This is a genomic window from Klebsiella sp. DY2415 (assembly GCF_026314315.1).
In the GTDB taxonomy this organism is placed as follows: Bacteria; Pseudomonadota; Gammaproteobacteria; order Enterobacterales; family Enterobacteriaceae; genus Klebsiella; species Klebsiella ornithinolytica.
In genome coordinates this window covers 2,892,202-2,909,697 of the sequence record NZ_CP111115.1, presented here as the reverse complement: position 1 = coordinate 2,909,697, position 17,496 = coordinate 2,892,202, and the positions used below count along the sequence as shown (strand labels likewise).

19 protein-coding genes are annotated in these 17,496 nt (G+C 55.4%); 11 read left to right on the top strand and 8 right to left on the bottom strand.

Annotation, left to right across the window (positions count from 1 at the left end; genetic code table 11):
- Nucleotides 1-177: 177 nt before the first annotated feature.
- Nucleotides 178-300 (bottom strand): small membrane protein, encoded by a 123-nt coding sequence (locus OQV00_RS13745; RefSeq protein ID WP_086816685.1) that lies wholly within the window; start codon nucleotides 298-300, stop codon nucleotides 178-180.
- 647 nt (nucleotides 301-947) lie between these two features.
- On the opposite strand from OQV00_RS13745, the gene OQV00_RS13740 reads away from it, so the two are divergent.
- Entirely contained in the window at nucleotides 948-1,190 is a 243-nt protein-coding gene (locus tag OQV00_RS13740) for a hypothetical protein (protein ID WP_032717568.1), read from the top strand.
- Nucleotides 1,191-1,242: 52 nt separating this feature from the next.
- On the opposite strand, the gene yncL is transcribed toward OQV00_RS13740, so the two are convergent.
- Nucleotides 1,243-1,335, bottom strand: coding sequence for a stress response membrane protein YncL (yncL, locus tag OQV00_RS13735; protein WP_004861562.1), 93 nt, complete (start codon nucleotides 1,333-1,335; stop codon nucleotides 1,243-1,245).
- A 190-nt stretch (nucleotides 1,336-1,525) separates the two neighbouring features.
- Between yncL and OQV00_RS13730 the strand changes: the two genes are divergently transcribed.
- The gene (locus OQV00_RS13730) at nucleotides 1,526-1,699 is read left to right on the top strand and encodes a GhoT/OrtT family toxin (RefSeq protein ID WP_004861568.1); all 174 of its coding nucleotides are present in this window, start codon (nucleotides 1,526-1,528) and stop codon (nucleotides 1,697-1,699) included.
- Between the two features lie 71 nt (nucleotides 1,700-1,770).
- Entirely contained in the window at nucleotides 1,771-2,541 is a 771-nt protein-coding gene (locus OQV00_RS13725) for an alpha/beta fold hydrolase (protein ID WP_015584416.1), read from the top strand.
- A 262-nt stretch (nucleotides 2,542-2,803) separates the two neighbouring features.
- On the opposite strand, the gene OQV00_RS13720 is transcribed toward OQV00_RS13725, so the two are convergent.
- The gene (locus OQV00_RS13720; RefSeq protein ID WP_103073168.1) at nucleotides 2,804-4,237 is read right to left on the bottom strand and encodes an aldehyde dehydrogenase; all 1,434 of its coding nucleotides are present in this window, start codon (nucleotides 4,235-4,237) and stop codon (nucleotides 2,804-2,806) included.
- Between the two features lie 262 nt (nucleotides 4,238-4,499).
- Between OQV00_RS13720 and OQV00_RS13715 the strand changes: the two genes are divergently transcribed.
- Nucleotides 4,500-6,098 (top strand): ABC transporter substrate-binding protein, encoded by a 1,599-nt coding sequence (locus tag OQV00_RS13715; protein WP_064367543.1) that lies wholly within the window; start codon nucleotides 4,500-4,502, stop codon nucleotides 6,096-6,098.
- 16 nt (nucleotides 6,099-6,114) lie between these two features.
- Entirely contained in the window at nucleotides 6,115-6,348 is a 234-nt protein-coding gene (locus OQV00_RS13710; RefSeq protein WP_004861582.1) for a YdcY family protein, read from the top strand.
- 9 nt (nucleotides 6,349-6,357) lie between these two features.
- Here OQV00_RS13710 and OQV00_RS13705 read toward each other — a convergent pair whose 3' ends face one another.
- Together OQV00_RS13705 and OQV00_RS13700 are read right to left on the bottom strand one after the other, a co-directional pair.
- Nucleotides 6,358-6,807: a DMT family transporter gene (locus OQV00_RS13705; RefSeq protein WP_004861584.1), complete on the bottom strand. Its 450-nt coding sequence runs from the start codon at nucleotides 6,805-6,807 to the stop codon at nucleotides 6,358-6,360.
- Nucleotides 6,804-7,322 carry a GNAT family N-acetyltransferase gene (locus OQV00_RS13700; protein ID WP_064357092.1) on the bottom strand — a complete coding sequence of 173 codons (519 nt, stop codon included), beginning with the start codon at nucleotides 7,320-7,322 and terminating at the stop codon, nucleotides 6,804-6,806. Before OQV00_RS13700 ends, OQV00_RS13705 begins: the two co-directional genes overlap by 4 nt.
- Nucleotides 7,323-7,532: 210 nt before the next feature.
- Between OQV00_RS13700 and OQV00_RS13695 the strand changes: the two genes are divergently transcribed.
- The 4 genes from OQV00_RS13695 to OQV00_RS13680 all read left to right on the top strand — a co-directional run bounded on the left by OQV00_RS13695 (nucleotide 7,533) and on the right by OQV00_RS13680 (nucleotide 10,576).
- Complete coding sequence (locus OQV00_RS13695; protein ID WP_015584412.1) at nucleotides 7,533-8,108, top strand: helix-turn-helix domain-containing protein; 576 nt, start codon at nucleotides 7,533-7,535, stop codon at nucleotides 8,106-8,108.
- A 65-nt stretch (nucleotides 8,109-8,173) separates the two neighbouring features.
- On the top strand, nucleotides 8,174-9,211 hold the full coding sequence (locus OQV00_RS13690) for an NADP-dependent oxidoreductase (protein ID WP_004861590.1): 1,038 nt from the start codon (nucleotides 8,174-8,176) through the stop codon (nucleotides 9,209-9,211).
- Between the two features lie 212 nt (nucleotides 9,212-9,423).
- Complete coding sequence (locus OQV00_RS13685) at nucleotides 9,424-10,191, top strand: hypothetical protein (protein WP_266278746.1); 768 nt, start codon at nucleotides 9,424-9,426, stop codon at nucleotides 10,189-10,191.
- A 79-nt stretch (nucleotides 10,192-10,270) separates the two neighbouring features.
- Complete coding sequence (locus OQV00_RS13680) at nucleotides 10,271-10,576, top strand: DUF596 domain-containing protein (RefSeq protein WP_065906477.1); 306 nt, start codon at nucleotides 10,271-10,273, stop codon at nucleotides 10,574-10,576.
- Nucleotides 10,577-10,845: 269 nt separating this feature from the next.
- Here the strand turns inward: OQV00_RS13680 and rihA are convergent, their stop codons facing one another.
- The gene (gene rihA / locus OQV00_RS13675) at nucleotides 10,846-11,781 is read right to left on the bottom strand and encodes a pyrimidine-specific ribonucleoside hydrolase RihA (RefSeq protein ID WP_266278744.1); all 936 of its coding nucleotides are present in this window, start codon (nucleotides 11,779-11,781) and stop codon (nucleotides 10,846-10,848) included.
- Between the two features lie 220 nt (nucleotides 11,782-12,001).
- Entirely contained in the window at nucleotides 12,002-14,113 is a 2,112-nt protein-coding gene (gene pqqU, locus OQV00_RS13670; protein ID WP_075808691.1) for a TonB-dependent receptor PqqU, read from the bottom strand.
- 260 nt (nucleotides 14,114-14,373) lie between these two features.
- Here pqqU and yncE point away from each other — a divergent pair, with 260 nt between their 5' ends.
- Together yncE and OQV00_RS13660 are read left to right on the top strand one after the other, a co-directional pair.
- Entirely contained in the window at nucleotides 14,374-15,435 is a 1,062-nt protein-coding gene (yncE, locus tag OQV00_RS13665; protein ID WP_004861605.1) for a 7-bladed beta-propeller protein YncE, read from the top strand.
- Between the two features lie 144 nt (nucleotides 15,436-15,579).
- A complete protein-coding gene (locus tag OQV00_RS13660; RefSeq protein ID WP_004861607.1) occupies nucleotides 15,580-15,801 on the top strand; it encodes a YgdI/YgdR family lipoprotein in 222 nt (73 codons plus the stop codon).
- Between the two features lie 45 nt (nucleotides 15,802-15,846).
- Here the strand turns inward: OQV00_RS13660 and ansP are convergent, their stop codons facing one another.
- Nucleotides 15,847-17,310: an L-asparagine permease gene (gene ansP / locus OQV00_RS13655; RefSeq protein ID WP_004861610.1), complete on the bottom strand. Its 1,464-nt coding sequence runs from the start codon at nucleotides 17,308-17,310 to the stop codon at nucleotides 15,847-15,849.
- Nucleotides 17,311-17,496 lie beyond the last annotated feature (186 nt).

Below are 17,496 nucleotides of genomic sequence, written 5' to 3'. Positions count from 1 at the left end.
AATACAGGGGTTTTTTGTTGCTGTGTACCACGTCGGCACAATAGGTGAGAGAAGGGCGCAGAGAGGGCTGAACGATCTATTTCCCGCATAAACTATAGTGTTATTTATCGCGCATGAAGTTGCAGTGAGCAAAACGTTTGTGGCCTATTCGCACGATGTTGTCACGCGCGTGTCGTGCTATCGCTTTGATTTTTTGGTCGGTAAACCAGACTGACGACGGTCGCGAATGTAAGAGACCAGATTATACGCTGCAATTACCAGCAATAGCAGTGCCACAATAAGCACAATAATTCCAGACATGTACCACCCCAAAATAAATGAGTAAAAACAAAAAAGGTCAAAATATGCAGTTAAAATGTAATTTCTAAAGGGTGATAACGCAAATGATATTTACTGATAAGTGCATTGTCAGTCACTGTTGAAAAGACAGGGTTGATTTAATTATTTGTTATTAATCAATGTATTGGTGTGTTTTTTCTTGCTGGTTTTTTGGGCTGGCGTTTAAGTTGTTCCGCATTTTTAGTCAACTTCCTATAGGTTTTTTTATTATCCATCATTAATTTACCGTATAATTTATGATGTTTTTTAGGTTTGTTCTTATACACTATTTTTATTATTCATCGAACTCTTCGGAACCTCATGTAAGGTATCAGACAGTTATTTTCTTTTTAATTTCACCTGACCAGATTGTTTTCATAGAGGAAATGACGACAAATTGTTCATATTGTCCAGTAACCTGCAGAGATGAAAGGGGGAGAATGAAGGGATATCCGCGGAGGCATCTTTTTGTTCCGCGACATTTTGTTCCACTACATGGTGTAGAAAAATGCTAAGAAACGCTGTCTGGCCGCGGCGGCCTGGGGGTAAAAGGATGCTTGAGGTTTGACTTTACAGGCTGGCTCATGCGAACATTTGTCATAATTTGTTACTTCGACGTTGATCTTGTTTTGAAAAAAATAGCTTTTTTTCTGTCAGTGGCCTGCGCCACGGCAATTCTGTATGGCAATTTACCTGCCCGGCGTATTAGCCTGTGTGAACAGCAGGGGGTCAGCGAATCCGTCTGTACGGCGGCTGAGTGGGATAATGAAAAAGTTAATCTGCTGCCTGGCTATGACCCTGAATATATGAAGGCTAATGCCGAGCTTCAGGCTCAGACCCGCGCGGATAAAACCGTCGCGATTAAAGCGTAAAAAAGCAGCCCGCAGAGGCTGCTTTTTTAGGTTTCTTTGCTGAATAAAATCACTAAAACCAACCAAAACGAACAGATAACAGGCTGATAAGCGCGAAAGCTACGCCGACATTAATCAGAATTACGGTTTTGCTGGAAACATCCATAACGCCACCTTTATGAGTAAGCCTCTACAGGTATAGTACGAGGCGAAAGGAAGTGCTATCAGACAAGGATGAATTGGTTGTTTTCCGCTGATTAAGCGTGCGATTCATTGTGTGATTTTGCGGACTGTGTCGCACTTCTGCTGCCACGCATCTCCGTATCATAATGGGGCTTATCAGGGAAGGAAGAAGAATGACCTTATACCAGAAAATGCTGGTTTTTTATGCAGTTATGGGATGTATTTGTGCAATCATTAGCTGGTTTCTGACAAAAGAGAGCCGTTTGATTCGCCTGCTGGCCGCTCTGTTGATCGGCGCCACCTGGCCGTTTAGCTTTCCGATGGCGCTGCTGGTCTCTTTATTCTGACAGCATAAAGCGATGGCAACCGCCACAATATTGCTGTATAAAAACACAGTAACTGTTGGCGGGGCAACCTTATGAAGCGCTATTTTTCCTCATTCGCTGGCGCGAACGTGCGCTGGTTTGATTTCCCAGGGCACGGCGACCCGGTGGTCTTTATTCACGGGCTGGGTTGTGCATCCTCTTATGATTATCCCGGCGTGGCGACCGATCCGGCTTTTTCCGGCCGGCGGGCCCTGCTGATCGATCTGCCGGGCTTTGGCTATAGCGACAAGCCCGGCTCTTTTGGTTACGGTATCGCTGAACAGGCGCGGGTTGTTGTGGAGTGGCTTGACAGTCTGCAGCTGACCCGCTGCTCACTGTTCGGGCATAGCATGGGCGGCAGTATTGCCATTGAAGCGGCGGAGCTTCTGGGCCGTCGCGTCCAGGCTCTGCTGGTCTCCGAACCTAATCTTTATGCCGGCGGCGGCATGTACAGTCGGGCTATCGTCGCCCAGCCGGAAGCCGAGTTTGTCGCCCGCGGCTTTGCCGATCTGCTGGCAGCGGAAACGTCTCCCTGGAGCGGATGTCTGCAAAACAGCGCCCCCTGGGCAGTATGGCGAGGAGCCAGCAGCCTGGTCGACGGGGCGTCGCCGTCCTGGTTCGCCCGCTTTCAGCAATTATCCTGCCGCAAGGCGCTGATTTACGGTGAGCTGTCGCTCCCGGCTCAGGAAGCTGACGACGTTGTCGCCGTCGGTATTCCGCTGCTGGTGGTGCCGGATGCGGGCCACTCTATGGCCTGGGAGAATCCCGTTGCCCTGGCCGATTGCATGGCGCAATTCTTCGGGGGTACGCAGGCGGACGGCTAAATATCGCCGTGATCACTTGTTTGCCCGACCGCGCGGAGGACGGAACCGCCAGCCGTGGCTTGCGAAGACGCTGGCGTGTAGCGGGACTAACTTTCTCGGCCCGGTTGGCAGGAGATGCGCTGGTTAAAGATCAGCATCTTTCGTTGTGGCGCGCTGTCGTCACGGCGATGCGACCGTTCCGCGGTTAGCCCTCCCCGGAACGGCAGCGCAATGGGGCTGTTTTAAACTGGTGATGAGAATCGGCAACCGGCAGATCCGCTGATTAAAACGGCAGTTCGCGCGGACTGGTCTGCAGCGTTATCCAGCGCAGTTCGGTAAACTCAGCAACACCTGCGCGGCCACCAAAGCGTCCGTAGCCGGAAGCTTTGCAGCCGCCAAACGGCATCTGCGCTTCATCGTGCACGGTGGGGCCATTAATGTGGCAAATGCCGGTTTGCAATCTCTGGGCAACATTCCACGCCCGGGCGGTGTCGCGACTGTATACCGCCGAGGAGAGTCCGTATTCACTTTCGTTGGCTACCGTCAGCGCCTCCTGCTCATCCTGCACCCGGATAATGGCTTTTACCGGGCCAAAGGACTCCTCCTGCCATATCCGCATGCTGCGGGTCACCCCATCAAGCAACGTGGCGCGCATCTGGGTTGTGTCGGCTTTACCACCGGTTAAAAGCCGGGCCCCTTTTGCCAGCGCGTCGTCAATCAGCGCATTGCAGCGTGTAACGGTCTTCATATCGACAACCGGCCCCATCAGCCCTGCGGGCAACGTTGCCGCGCGGCGGCTGAGCAGGGCGATAAAGGCATCGGCTATCGATTCGTCGACGATAATGCGCTCGGTCGACATACAGATCTGCCCGGCGTTAGCGAATGAGCCAAAGAGGGCTCCGGCCGCCGCTTGTTCGAGATCGGCATCATCGAGGACCAGCAGCGGCGCTTTGCCGCCCAGTTCAAGCACTGCCGGTTTCAGGTACTGTCCGCAGGTGCGGGCGATAATGCGTCCGACCGGCGTAGAGCCGGTAAAGTTAACGCGGCGTACTGCCGGATGGGCGATAAGCGACTCCACCAGCGCGGGCGCATCTTCCGGCGCGCAGGTGAGATAGTTCACGACACCGTCCGGTAATCCCGCCGCAGCCAGGGCATCAATAATCAGCGCCTGACTGGCGGGCGACATCTCGGCTCCTTTGAGGATCACCGTATTCCCGCAGGCTAACGGAGTTGCAATCGCGCGCATGGCGAGGATCAGCGGCGCATTCCACGGCGCCATCCCCAGTACCACTCCAGCACCCTGACGGACGGCCATAGCCAGATTGCCCGGTACATTCGACGGAATAATCTGCCCTTCAATCTGGGTGGTGAGGGCGGCGGCTTCCCGCAAAATGTCGGCGGCGAGATGAACGTTAAAACCCGCCCAGTGCGCCGTCGCGCCCGTCTCAGCCGACATTGCGGCGATGAATTTTGCCTCACGTTGCTGCATTTGCTCCGCCGCCTCCAGCAGCAGGCGGCGACGTTCGGCGGGGGCCGTGTCGCGCCATTGCGGGAAGGCGGCAGCGGCGGCCTCGACGCTGCGCCGGGCGTCGGCCAGGCTCGCAGCCGATGCGGTGGAAGCCGGCTGTTCGCTGAGCGGATTGGTGCGGGTAAAAGTGGCCTGGCCTTCAGCATCATGCCACTGGCCATCGGTATATAAGTTGCAGGTAATTGTCATGGGAAAACCTCGTTGGGTTGTGTTCTGCGGTTTTCCGAGTGTATCGGGCGACGGGAGCGCATGGGACAGGCAGGGCGGTTATCGCACGTTTTTTTTCTGGTTTTATAGGCAGTTCACAACTTCAGCAGGTTGGCCCGGACTGGAGAATAAATCGGCGAAAACAGCGCTTTCAGCATAACCTGATACCGATTGATTATTTGCCGGTTGCATGCCGCTGTGCTGTTATTAGAGCACTTATAACAAATTGATAAGGTTTATAACCATGTCTACAGGGAAAACGTTAATTGCGCTGGCGTTAAGCGCCTGGTTGCCGGCTGGCGCCGCGTGGGCGGCCGGTAACGATACGCTGATCTATTGCTCCGAAGCATCGCCGGAATCATTTAACCCGCAGATTGCCAGCTCCGGCCCCTCGTTTGTGGCCAGCTCGCAGGTGCTGTATAACCGCCTGATCACCTTTGATCCGCTTAAAAACACACCGATCCCTTCGCTGGCCACCGCGTGGACGGTATCGCCAGATGGCAAGACCTGGACCTTTACCCTGCGTAAAGGAGTGAAGTTCAACAGCAATAAGTACTTTACCCCGAGCCGCGATTTTAACGCCGATGACGTTCTGTTCTCCGTCCTGCGTCAACAGGATGCGAAACATCCGTACCATAACGTTTCGCAGGGCAACTATGAATATTTTCATGATGTCGGGCTGGATAAGCTGATTAAAGAGGTGAAAAAGGTCGATGATTATCATGTCCAGTTCGTACTGAGCGAGCCGAATGCTGCCTTCCTTGCCGACTGGGGAATGGATTTTGCCTCAATACTCTCCGCGGAGTACGCCGATGCCATGATGAAGAAAGGCACGCCGGAGTATGTTGATACCTGGCCTGTCGGGACCGGCCCGTATGCGCTTCAGCAGTATAAAGTCGATTCGCTTATCCGCTACATTGCTAACCCGCATTATTGGGAAGGCGAGGTGCCGACAAAACATCTGATCTTCTCCATCACCCCGAATGTCGAGACTCGCCTGGCGAAGCTGCAAACCAACGAATGTCAGATTATCCCGGCGCCGTCGCCGGTGCAGTTCGCCGCGATCAAGGGCAATAAAGATCTGGCGCTGCAGGCTGTTGAAGCGTTGAACGTCGGCTATCTGGCGTTTAATACCGAGAAAAAACCGTTTGATAACGTGCTGGTACGTCAGGCGCTGAACTACGCCACCGACAAACAGGCAATCGTCAAAGCGGTATTTATGGATTCGGGCGTGGTAGCCAAATCTCCGCTGCCGGCGAATATGCTCGGTTATAAGAAAGATCTGCCGGATTACGACTACGATCCGCAAAAGGCGAAAGCGCTGCTGAAGCAGGCCGGGCTGGAAAAAGGGGCGGAGGTGACCTTGTGGTCGATGCCGGTACAGCGCCCCTACAACCCCAATTCGCGCCGCATTGCCGAAATGATTCAGAACGACTGGAGCAAAGTGGGCATCAAAGCCAAAATCGTCACGTATGAGTGGGGGGAATATCTCTCCGGCATGCGCAAAGGCGAACACGACAGCGCCCTGTTTGGCTGGATGTCGGACAATGGCGACCCGGACAACTTTGCCGGGACATTGCTGAGCTGTGATAATATCAAGACCGGTTCCAACGTTGCCCGCTGGTGCGATAAGTCGTATGACGCGCTGGTCAAAAAAGCGATCCTGGTCAGCGATCCGCAGCAACGCGCCGCGCTGTATGGTCAGGCGCAAGAGATCTTTTATCAGCAGGCGCCATGGATCACCCTGGCGACCGGGAAAACCTACTACGCCACGCGCAGCAACGTTAGCGGGTATAGCGTGAGCCTGATGGGGAGCGATTTTTCGAAGGTCAAATTGAACTAAGCCGAAAGGAGCACATATGGCACATCTGGATGACGTTATCGCCCGCGTCGATGCGGCGATCGCCGAAGGGGTGATTACTCACATGAATGAACTGCTGGTGGCGCTGAGCGATGATGCTGAGCTGAGCCGCGACGAACGCTATACCCAGCAGCAGCGTTTACGCACCACGATTGCCCACCACGGCCGTCAGCAGCATGAAGAGCAGGAAACGCGCCGCGAGCAGTTGAATAAAGGCGGCGCCATTCTCTGATATTGCGCGCTAAAACTGGCGTCTGGCTACCAGCCAGGCGCCTGCCACCAGCATAACCGCGCCGCACAGCGGCCCCAGCAACGCCCGCCACGGCACGCCGTGCGCGCGAATGATATCCATCACGAGTCCCCCCACCAGCTGGCTGGCAATCAGCACCGCAATCGTCGTGGCGGCACCAACGTTCTGATAGCCACTGATGCTGGCGAAGACAAAAAACGATCCCAGCAATCCTGGAATGAGCGTCCACCATTTTATGCTGAGCGCCAGCTCCTGAAAGCCCGCTGCACCGTGGCGCAGGAGCAGGATGGTAACGAAAATCACAATCCCCACCAGCGAGTTCAGCAGCATCGCAATGAGTATTGTGGAGGCGGACTGCGTAATACGCACCATCAGCGTATTTTGCACGACCAGTCCGACGCCGGCGGCAATCAGACAGGCGAGGGTCAGCGAAGCGTTCATGCGCTGGCATCCGGATCGTGACGATCGTCGAGCTGGAGCTGCATAAAGGTCAGATCCAGCCAGCGGCCAAATTTTGTGCCGACCTGCGGCATCTGTCCGGTGGTCACAAACCCGAGCGTTTCGTGCAGATGCAAAGAGGCCTGGTTTTGCGCTTCGATACCGGCCACCATGACATGTTTGTTCAGGCGACGGGCCTCCTTAATCAGCGCCACCAGCAGGCTGCGGCCTAATCCTTTACCCTGATGATCGGGGTGGACGTAGACCGAATGTTCGACGGTATGGCGAAAGCCGTCAAATGCGCGCCAGTCGCCAAACGAAGAATAGCCGGTCACGACGCCGTTTTCTTCGCTCACCAGGACCGGATAGCCTGCCAGCTGACGCGCTTCAAACCAGGCGATGCGATTATCGGTATCGACGGTTTTGTCATTCCAGATGGCGGCAGTGTGCAGCACCGCGTGGTTGTAAATTTCGGCAATCGCCGCGCAATCTTCTTTGCAGGCATAACGAATGGTCATAGCAAACCTCAACTCAATATCCGTACACTATAGTAGTACGATATTATTACAATAATGTACGCGACGCTGTCATCTGTTTTAGCAAGAAATTTATCATGGCCTGTCGTCTGCTCGCAGGTATATCGGGGGGGAGATGGCCAGACGAGACGACGCGGGTTTTGCCTGAGGTCGCCTTGTTTGAGATTAATTCATACACTATAGTACTACGCTATGAATACTATTGAAGACAATATGAATCAGCGCATTAGCGCACGTATCCGCATCGAGCGCGAATCTCGCGGCTGGTCGCTCAGCGAACTGGCCGAGCGCGCCGGCGCCTCACGCGCCATGATCCACAAGATCGAACGCGGCGAGAGTAGTCCGACGGCATCGATGCTGGGGCGGCTGTCCGGCGCTTTTGGCATTAGTATGTCGACGCTGATTGCCCGAGCGGAGATGCAGGAAGGTAAACTGCTGCGCTTTGCCCAGCAGCCGGTATGGCGCGATCCGCAAAGCCACTATTTACGGCGTCACGTTTCGCCGCGCAGCGATCTGCCTATCGATCTGGTGCAGGTGGAGCTGCCGGCGGGTAGCGATGTACCGATGCCCGCAGCCTCCTACGCGCTGGCGCGTCAGCTGATCTGGCTGCAACAGGGGGAGCTGGTTTTTGTCGAGGGCGCGACCCGGCATGAGATGCGAGCCGGCGATTGTCTCGAACTGGGGCCGCCTAACGACTGCCGTTTTATCAATGAATCCAGCACATCCTGCACCTATCTGGTCGTGCGATTAAATCAATCTGCCTCATAATGCCAATGTGTGCGGCGGCAATTGCGACTAGCCTCAGTACAGGTCCTAAACAAGAGGAGTTTGCTATGGCTTTTCATCCGCAACGTCACCGCCGCTGGGTGCTGGCTTCTCGCCCGCACGGCGAGCCGACAGGGGATAATTTCCGTCTGGAAGAGAGCGAGGCCCCGACGCCGGGTCCCGGGCAGGTGCTTCTGCGCACGGTTTATCTCTCGTTAGATCCCTACATGCGCGGGCGCATGAGCGATGCGCCGTCCTACTCGCCGCCGGTTGCCATCGGCGCCGTGATGGTCGGTGGAACGGTGAGTCGCGTTGAAGCGTCTGACCACGCTGACTTTACACCGGGAGAGTGGGTGCTGAGCTCCGGCGGCTGGCAGGATTTTGAACTCTCCGATGGCAACGGGCTGGTGAAGCTGGGTGAACATCCGCAACACCCCTCGTGGGCGCTCGGCATCCTTGGGATGCCTGGTTTTACGGCCTATATGGGGCTGCTGGATATCGGTCAGCCGAAGGCGGGAGAAACGCTGGTGGTGGCCGCGGCCACCGGGCCGGTTGGCGGTACGGTCGGCCAGATCGCGAAGCTAAAAGGCTGCCGTACGGTAGGGATTGCCGGGGGCAGTGAGAAATGCCGCTACGCGGTCGAGACGCTGGGCTTTGACGTCTGCCTCGATCACCGCGCGCCGGATTTTGCCGAACAGCTGGCGCAGGCCTGCCCGCAGGGCATTGACGTTTACTATGAAAACGTCGGCGGCAAGGTGTTTGATGCCGTGCTGCCGCTACTCAATACCTCGGCGCGAGTACCGGTGTGCGGCCTGGTCAGCGGGTATAATGCGACTGGACTGCCGGAGGGGCCGGATCGTCTGCCGCTATTGATGGCGACGCTGCTGAAAAAACGGATCCGGATGCAGGGCTTTATTATCGGTCAGGACTACGGGCATCGTATTGCCGAGTTCCAGGAGGAGATGGGGCGCTGGGTACGGGAAGGCAAAATCAAGTACCGCGAGCAGCTTGTTGATGGCCTGGAGCGTGCGCCCAATGCGCTGATTGGTCTGCTGAAGGGCGAAAACTTCGGCAAAGTCGTGGTCCGGGTTTCACCCGACGAATAGGTCTTATGCCCCGGCGGCAGAGCGCCGGGGCGAGGATCGGCCAGGCACCAGAAATGGCGCGCCCCATCCGGGTTTTTCCTTAACTCACCTCTTTGTTAAATATCCTGCCTTACCTTTCTTCCGCGACCGTGATAAGGGGGATAAGGAGGCAGCTACGCGTCCAGGCCCGGCGGGAAGCAGCGATTATCGTGGCAGCTGCCAGCGGCGGAGGTATGGCACTGACCGCAGGTGGCATGACTCTGATTGGTGCTGCACCCGAGCTGGTTCTGGCGGCAAGGCTGGTCATCGCTGGTTACAAAACCAACCCCGCGCTTTGTCTGAATCAGGCTGGTATTTATGCGGCAGATATTGTGGCACCAGAAGCCATCATTGGTACTGGCGCTGTAACGACCGGCAGCACATTAATCCTAGGTAAAACCGAGGACAGCGTGAAGAAGCTGAGCCGACAGCTGGTGAACGTTTTCGATGAGTTCTACAAAACAAAAACGTTCAATACCCAGCCTGTTGCTGGTTTTATCAAAGGAGAAACAGCAGCCGGGGCTAATCTGTCGACGAAAACGGCTGATTATGTCAAAAGCCTGCAAAAAGATAACACTGCCAAATTAGTAAGTATTTTTAACAAACAAAACCCTAACGCTGAATTAAATGTTTTTGGGAAACCTTTACAACAAGTTTTGGGACCTGGAGGGAGTGATACCAGAGGTAAAATTAAAGTTTTTGCTTCAGAAAAATTAACTGAGGATGAAATTATTAGCTTTGCTACATCTCTAACTGGTGGAATACCATTTAAAGAGCAGATTCTTCCAGACGGTAGGCTGATGTATGCAAAAATAAACGACAATCAAACAATCAATCTTCGAGATTTTTCAGCTTCTGCAGAGAAAACCGGAGCAAGGTGGACAATTGAAATCATTGGGAATTCAGATATTAAAACTGTCTCCAAAACATCATTAAATAGATTTGAAGTGAAATTTAGATAAAAGAGGAGGTAAGGTGACGTATTTAACCGAGAAACAATACCAGGAAAGGAAAGAGTTTCTTCAAGGGGCTTCTACCACCATGTTATGGAAAAATATCGACCCAGAAAGTGTTGATGGCACCTATAAGCTAACTTATAAAGAAGAAAAAGCGCTTTATATCTGGTTTATCGGGCGTTTGCTGGAGGATGGTGAAATCAAACTTGCTCGTCATGGAAAGTTCCTCCCAGGAAGCATCGACAAGCAGCTCGAAGCTTTTGAAATGGCATTTCCCAAAACTGAGGATGATATGAATTGTGATGCATTTGAAGGATTTTGGTTTTTAAGTGAAAACTGCCCAGCTGGCATTGTCTGGATCCACGAGAACGGCTATGAAGACTGGACCTGATACACCGCTAGTCATAACGGCTCTTCGGATCCGTTATCCTTGAATACCTTTCCAGGGTAAACGCTGTTTGTCGGTCACGATACTGGAATTAACGAAGCTGCCTGCCTCTGATAGAGCCAACCCGGACAGACCAAAGGCAGGTTTATTGACGAACGAGCGGACAGGCTCTGCGTCTGACAAACTCATCGCCTGATACTCTGCAAACTGCCGACGCTCGTCTTTATCCAGAAGGCAGTATCGCAGCCTTTAACGTCTCTCAGAATCCTTATTCAGCCATAAAACGCCAGCCGCTCGACTAACAGGTCCACAAACCGCTCCCGGTCGATATCCAGCAACACCGTGGTATTCGGCTGCTTGCCGGTGAGGAAGTAATAATCAACCACCGTCATCCCCTGGGTGTATTTCCCCTGAGTTTCCACGCCCACCCAGCGCTCAACGCTGGTAAACAACTCCGGCTTCAGCAGCCAGGCAATGGTGCAGGGATCGTGCAGCGGAGTACCGGTGAAACCCCATTTGGCATCCTTGTGATACTCCATAAAGAAGTCGAGCAGCTCGGCAACAATGGTCGCCACCGGGTTGCCCACCTGGCGGAAACGTTCGATATCCAGGCCATGAATCTGCGCCCGATGCGTGACGTCCAGCCCGGCCATCACCACCGGAATACCCGACTGGAAGACGATCTCCGCCGCTTCCGGGTCGACGTAGATATTAAACTCGGCGGCGGGCTGCCAGTTGCCCAACACCATCGCGCCGCCCATCAGGACAATGCGGGCGATCTTGTCATGCAGTTCCGGGTGGCTGTTGAGCAGCAGGGCGACGTTGGTTTGCGGGCCGGTGGCGACAATCGTCACCGGTTGCGGGCTTTCGCGTAGCGTTTTGGCCATCAGCTCGACGGCGGTGCAGGCCTGCGGCGTAAAATCTGGTTCCGGCAGCGCCGGGCCATCAAGCCCGCTTTCGCCGTGAACGTTTTCGGCGATGATCAGCTCCCGCATCAGCGGCTTACGCGCGCCGCCGGCGACAGGAATGTCCTGCCTTCCCAGCAGCGTCAGCATGCGCAGCACGTTGCGCAGGGTTTTGTCCGGCGTCTGGTTGCCAGCGGAGGCAGTGATCGCCTTGACGTCAAGTTCGGGTGAGGCGAGGGCGAGAACCATCGCGATGGCGTCATCATGACCGGGGTCGCAATCGAGAATGATCGGCAGTGCCATAGCAGCTCCTTGTTGGGCGTTATTTGTGACAAGGGTAACGCTCGAGGGCACAACAGACGAGAAAGGATAAAACAAAGCGTGATGTAAGCCGCAATAAGACGCGCGTGGGGACGATCCGCCGGTGGCGCCATGCTTTCCGGGGCTACGGGTTTGTGCGGTCTGTTTCCCCGGTGGCGCTGTGCTTCCCGGGGAGTCAGGTTTGTACGATCTAAGGCTGGGATTACTCAAAACGCCAGGCGAGATTCAGGCCGACGCCATAGTTACGTCCCGGCGCGGGTTCGTAGTAACGACCGTTGGACTCGTTGACAATCACCGAGCCGACGTAGCTGCGATCGAAGAGGTTATCGACGCGGCCAAACAGATCCATGTCCATCTTGCCATAGCTCCACTTATAACCGGTGGTGAGACCGACCACCGTCCAGGACGGGGCTTTGGCGGTGTTTTCGTCGTTAGCCATGATATCGCTCATATAGCGAATATCGCTGCCGGCGTACCAGCCGCGATCCGGCTGATAGCCGAACGAGGCGTAGCCCATATTGCGCGCGATGCCCGGAATACGGTTGCCGTTGCAGCTGGCGTCATCGCAGACATTGGTCCGGTAGGTCGCATCCAGCCAGGTCCATGCGGCTTTCAGACGCCAGCTTTCGCCAAACTGCTGATCCAGCCCCAGCTCCATCCCCTGACGACGGGTTTTGCCGGCGTTTTTGTAGCTGGTACGGCCGCCGCTGCTGGCATCCACCACGATCTCGTTATCGGTGTTGGTCTGGAACAACGCGGCGGTAAACAGGCCATTGCCGATCCGCGTCTTACTGCCGATCTCGACCGTGTCGTTAGTCGCAGGCTGCAGGCCGAAGTTCAGACCGCTCTGGTTATCGGAACGGTAGGAGAGTTCGTTAATGGTGGGCGTCTCAAAGCCGCGCCCGGCGGAGAGATAGACGTTCCACGCCTCGGTGACCGCATACTTTAACGAGCCGGCCGGCAGCCATTTATGGTAGCTGGCGTCGCCGCTGTCATCGCCGTTACCCGGGGTAACGTAATAATCGTTGGAGTCAAACCATACCGAACTGTAGCGCACGCCGGCATCGAGGGAGAGTTTGTCCGTCAGCTGCCACTGGGTCTGCAGATACGGGTCGATGTTCCACATCAGATTACGTTCATTACGGCGCAGGTTCCCCTCTTCGCCGTACTGCGGCGCGCCGTTGACCATCACGAAGTTTTCAAACCCTTTGCGCCGCTCGCTCATGTTTTCATAGTCGAGACCGGTGGTGAAGGTGACCGGCACCAGCAGTTCGCCGCGGTGAGTCCAGCGGGTATCGATCCCCTGATAGTGGCGCGTCAGGTCGATAACGCCGCCCGCGTGAGAGGGGTTTATCTGAGGCGCGCGTGGGATTGACTGATATTGCGTGGTTTCACGTTCACCGGCGTACATCATCACGCTCAGGTCATCCTGCTCGCTGAGCTGACGCTCGTAGCGCAATCCTGCCTGGGTCTGCTTCGTCGACTTACGGGTATTGTACTGATCGCCGCGTGGCGACTGACGCGGGTTATTCCGCCATTCATCGTAGGTCAGGCCGCCGGCGTCATTGGCTTTGATATCCACGCTGTTAAACAGCAGGGTCAGCTTACTGACGTCATTGATGCGCACGCCCAGTTTGGCGTTCGCCAGGTTTTTGCGGGCGCCGCTGTGATCGCGGTAGCCGTGAGTGGTAAAACGGTTGGTCGATACGGTGTAATCGACGTCCCCGGCATGCGTTCCGTCGCCGACGGCGCCGGTCGCCTTCAGGCCATAGTGCCAGGTGCCGAAGCTGCCGTAATAGCTGCTGGCTTCGATGGTTGGCGGCTGGCTGCCGGTTTGGGTCGTCACATTGATCACCCCGCCGGAGGAGTTGCCGTACAGCGCAGAGAACGGACCGCGCAGGACATCGAGGCTATCGACGCTGCCGATATCAATATTCGAGGTTTGGCCCTGGCCATCGGGCATGGTGGCCGGAATACCGTCAACGTAAATGCGCAGCCCGCGCACGCCGTAGGTGGAACGGGAACCAAAGCCGCGAATCGATAGCTGCAGATCCTGAGCATAGTTCTGTCGGTTCTGAACCTGCAGTCCCGGTACGGCGCCCAGCGATTCAGAGAGATTGACTCGCGGCGCCGCCTGACGCATCTCATCGCCGTTAACGACGCTGACCGCGGCGGGGGTATCGAGCTCGGAGACCGCGGTCGGCGCGGCGGTCACAACCATAGTTTGTTCATCGCTGGTGCCGGGCTGGGCCACAGCGATCAGCGGAAAGAGGAGGGCAGGTAGCGCAGCCGTGCGCACGGAAAGGATTTTCATAGAGCTACTCGTGAAACGAACCAAACGGAACATATGTCCACATGTTAACCCTTTTGTAATTTTTTGAAAATTATTAACGTTATTTTCGTTAAATAATGGCACCGAATGGTTATTTTCGCCGTCAGTTTTCATAAATAACGCTCCACTTCATGTCAAATAATGATTACTATTCGCATTTGAAAATGAACGCAAAGCCAGGACTTTGTGTCAGGGAAGCAATGTCGAGCAGGCACATAGGTGTTTTATTCAAGGGAGTCGTCATGTCATTACGTCATCTGTCCGCGCCGCGTCTGCGTCGTTCACTGTTATTAACCTCTTTACTGCTGGCGGGGAGCTTCAGCGCTCATGCGGCAGAAGAAATGTTGCGCAAGGCGGTCGGTAAGGGCGCATACGAAATGGCTTACAGCCAGCAGGAAAATGCGCTGTGGGTCGCAACTTCTCAAAGCCGTTCACTGGATAAAGGCGGGATTGTTTATCGTCTCGACCCGACCACGCTGGAAGTGACGCAGGTTATTCATAACGATCTGAAACCGTTCGGCGCGACGATCAACACTGCTACGCAAACGCTGTGGTTTGGTAACACCACTGACAGCACCGTTACCGCCATTGACGCGAAAACCGGCGCGGTGAAAGGCCGTCTGGTGCTCGACAATCGTCAACGCAGTGAAACCGTGCGTCCGCTGGCGCCGCGTGAGCTGGCGGTCAATGAAAAAACCAACACGGTCTATATCACCGGGTTGGGTAAAGAGAGTGTGATCTGGGTTGTGGATGGTGAAAAGCTGACGCTGAAAGACACTATCACCAATACTGGCGCCATGGCGACCGGGCTGGCGGTGGATGCTGATGCCAAGCGTATTTACACCACCAATGCCGATGGCGAGCTGCTGACCATCGACAGCGAGAGCAACAAAATTCTCAGCCGCAAGAAGCTGCAGGATGACGGTAAAGAGCACTTCTATCTGAACCTGAGCCTGGATACCGCCGGCCATCGCGCCTTCATCACCGACAGTAAACAGCCGGAAGTGCTGGTTGTTGATCTGCGCGACGGCAAAGTGCTGCAGAAAATCGCTGCGCCGGAATCCCTGGCGGTGCTGTTCAACCCGACGCGCAATGAAGCCTACGTGACCCATCGCAAAGCCGGCGAAGTCAGCGTAATTGATGCTAAAACCTATAAAGTGGTCAAAACCTTCAAAACGCCGACCTACCCGAACAGCCTGACGCTCTCCGCCGACGGTAAAACGCTGTATGTCAGCGTGAAGCAGGAGTCGACCCGTCAGAAAGAAGCGACCCAGCCGGATGACGTTATCCGTATCGCGCTGTAAGTCGTGATTGAGGAGGGGGAGACCCCTCCCGCCCGCCAGAATCACCCTCTGTTACAAACACTTATTGGCCCGATTGCGGTTATGGTTTTACAATCATCGTTTTGCCGCCTGCTGCCTGGCGGAATTAATCATTCTGGAGGATGTATGAATAAGCCATTTATGGTTCTGTGCGCTGGCGCGATGCTGGCACTGCTTGCGGGCTGTACTTCAAACTATGTAATGACGACGAAAAGCGGGCAGACCATTGTGACTCAGGGTAAGCCGCGTCTGGATAAAGACACCGGTATGACCAGCTATGTGGATGAATCCGGCAATCACCGCCAGATTAACAGCAGCGATGTGTCGCAGCTGGTGGAAGATAACTAAGCAGGAAGCGGCGGTTTGCCCGGTGACGGACAAACCGCGATAGGGTTATTTTTGCGCTGACTGTACGCCCGGCGCCGTACTATGGATAGCATGAACGCGCTTACGCACGCCAAACCAACCGGCCACCAGCAGTACCGCAATCAGTGGAATGGAACCGATGGTATAGGTACCGTTCGGGTAATCGAAGGCCATCAGCACCAGCACGCTGAGCAGGAACAACAGGGTCAGCCAGGAGGTGAACGGCGCACCCGGCATCTTGAAGCTGACATCCGCCGCTTTCCCTTCCTTGATAGCTTTACGCAGACGCATCTGGCACACCACGATAAAGCCCCACGACGCGATAATCCCCAACGAAGCCACGTTTAAGACGATTTCGAAGACCTGCGACGGCACCAGATAGTTCAGGAACACCCCGACGACATACACCGCCAGCGTGGCCAGAATCCCGGCATACGGCACCTGATGACGGCTCATCTTCGACATAAACTTCGGCGCGGAACCGCCCATCGACATCGAACGCAGAATACGCCCGGTGCAGTACAGGCCAGAGTTGAGGCTGGAGAGCGCGGCGGTGAGCACCACGATATTCATTACGCTACCGATGTACGGTACGCCCAGCTTCGAGAAGAAGGTCACAAACGGACTTTGCCCGGCCTGATAGGCATTCCACGGCAGCAGCAGCACCAGCAGCAGCACCGAGCCGACGTAGAACAGGCCGATACGCCAGATCACGCTGTTAATGGCGCGCGGCACCATCGTCTGCGGCTCTTTACACTCGCCGGCGGCGGTCCCGACCAGTTCGATGGAGGCAAAGGCAAACACCACCCCCTGAACCAGTACCAGCGCAGGCATCAGCCCGTGCGGGAACAGACCGCCGTTATCGGTAATCAGGTGGAAGCCGGTGGCATTCCCGTCCAGCGGTTTGCCGCTGCCGAGGAAAATGGTCCCGACCACCAGGAAGGCGACAATCGCCAGCACTTTGATCAGGGCGAACCAGAACTCCATTTCGGCGAACCACTTCACGCCGATCATGTTCATGGTACCGACGATCGCCAGCGCCCCGAGCGCAAAGACCCACTGCGGGACATCGCCGAAGGCGCCCCAGTAGTGCATATACAGCGCCACGGCGGTGATATCGACAATCCCGGTCATCGCCCAGTTAACGAAGTACATCCAGCCGGCGACGTAGGCCGCTTTTTCACCCAAAAACTCGCGGGCGTAGGAGACGAAACTGCCGCTGGAAGGACGATGCAGCACCAGTTCGCCGAGGGCGCGTAAGATAAAGAATGAGAACAGGCCGCAGACCAGATAAACCAGCGCCAGCGCGGGGCCAGCCATCTGTAAACGCGCGCCTGCGCCGAGGAACAGGCCGGTACCGATGGCGCCGCCGATGGCAATCATCTGTACCTGACGGTTGCCCATCGCTTTGTGATAGCCCGATTCCTGGGAGTTGAGCCAGTGACGTCTGGCGGCATGGTGTTCCGCCGTCGAGTGTTGCTTTGTATTCATTGATGTACCCATTTTCCTGTCAATGTCCATGAGTGGTTCATCGCACCGCTGAGTAGCAGTACGTTATGCTGGCTTTCCCATCATTCTGACGTAGGAGATAAGCAGAGCATGGCGCAGCATCCTACACGTATCGAGATAGTCACGCACGTAAAACATTTCTCGAGCGCACTTGCTTAAATATCAATG

What these genes read in the sequence shown, in the direction of transcription:
- yncL (WP_004861562.1), bottom strand. Translation starts at nt 1,335, where the DNA reads ATGGATGTTTCCAGCAAAACCGTAATTCTGATTAATGTCGGCGTAGCT.
- OQV00_RS13700 (WP_064357092.1), bottom strand. Translation starts at nt 7,322, where the DNA reads ATGACCATTCGTTATGCCTGCAAAGAAGATTGCGCGGCGATTGCCGAA.
- OQV00_RS13695 (WP_015584412.1), top strand. Translation starts at nt 7,533, where the DNA reads ATGAATACTATTGAAGACAATATGAATCAGCGCATTAGCGCACGTATC.
- OQV00_RS13725 (WP_015584416.1), top strand. Translation starts at nt 1,771, where the DNA reads ATGAAGCGCTATTTTTCCTCATTCGCTGGCGCGAACGTGCGCTGGTTT.
- OQV00_RS13745 (WP_086816685.1), bottom strand. Translation starts at nt 300, where the DNA reads ATGTCTGGAATTATTGTGCTTATTGTGGCACTGCTATTGCTGGTAATT.
- OQV00_RS13720 (WP_103073168.1), bottom strand. Translation starts at nt 4,237, where the DNA reads ATGACAATTACCTGCAACTTATATACCGATGGCCAGTGGCATGATGCT.
- OQV00_RS13660 (WP_004861607.1), top strand. Translation starts at nt 15,580, where the DNA reads ATGAATAAGCCATTTATGGTTCTGTGCGCTGGCGCGATGCTGGCACTG.
- rihA (WP_266278744.1), bottom strand. Translation starts at nt 11,781, where the DNA reads ATGGCACTGCCGATCATTCTCGATTGCGACCCCGGTCATGATGACGCC.
- OQV00_RS13715 (WP_064367543.1), top strand. Translation starts at nt 4,500, where the DNA reads ATGTCTACAGGGAAAACGTTAATTGCGCTGGCGTTAAGCGCCTGGTTG.
- OQV00_RS13730 (WP_004861568.1), top strand. Translation starts at nt 1,526, where the DNA reads ATGACCTTATACCAGAAAATGCTGGTTTTTTATGCAGTTATGGGATGT.
- yncE (WP_004861605.1), top strand. Translation starts at nt 14,374, where the DNA reads ATGTCATTACGTCATCTGTCCGCGCCGCGTCTGCGTCGTTCACTGTTA.
- pqqU (WP_075808691.1), bottom strand. Translation starts at nt 14,113, where the DNA reads ATGAAAATCCTTTCCGTGCGCACGGCTGCGCTACCTGCCCTCCTCTTT.
- OQV00_RS13710 (WP_004861582.1), top strand. Translation starts at nt 6,115, where the DNA reads ATGGCACATCTGGATGACGTTATCGCCCGCGTCGATGCGGCGATCGCC.
- OQV00_RS13690 (WP_004861590.1), top strand. Translation starts at nt 8,174, where the DNA reads ATGGCTTTTCATCCGCAACGTCACCGCCGCTGGGTGCTGGCTTCTCGC.
- OQV00_RS13685 (WP_266278746.1), top strand. Translation starts at nt 9,424, where the DNA reads ATGGCACTGACCGCAGGTGGCATGACTCTGATTGGTGCTGCACCCGAG.
- OQV00_RS13705 (WP_004861584.1), bottom strand. Translation starts at nt 6,807, where the DNA reads ATGAACGCTTCGCTGACCCTCGCCTGTCTGATTGCCGCCGGCGTCGGA.
- OQV00_RS13680 (WP_065906477.1), top strand. Translation starts at nt 10,271, where the DNA reads ATGTTATGGAAAAATATCGACCCAGAAAGTGTTGATGGCACCTATAAG.
- ansP (WP_004861610.1), bottom strand. Translation starts at nt 17,310, where the DNA reads ATGAATACAAAGCAACACTCGACGGCGGAACACCATGCCGCCAGACGT.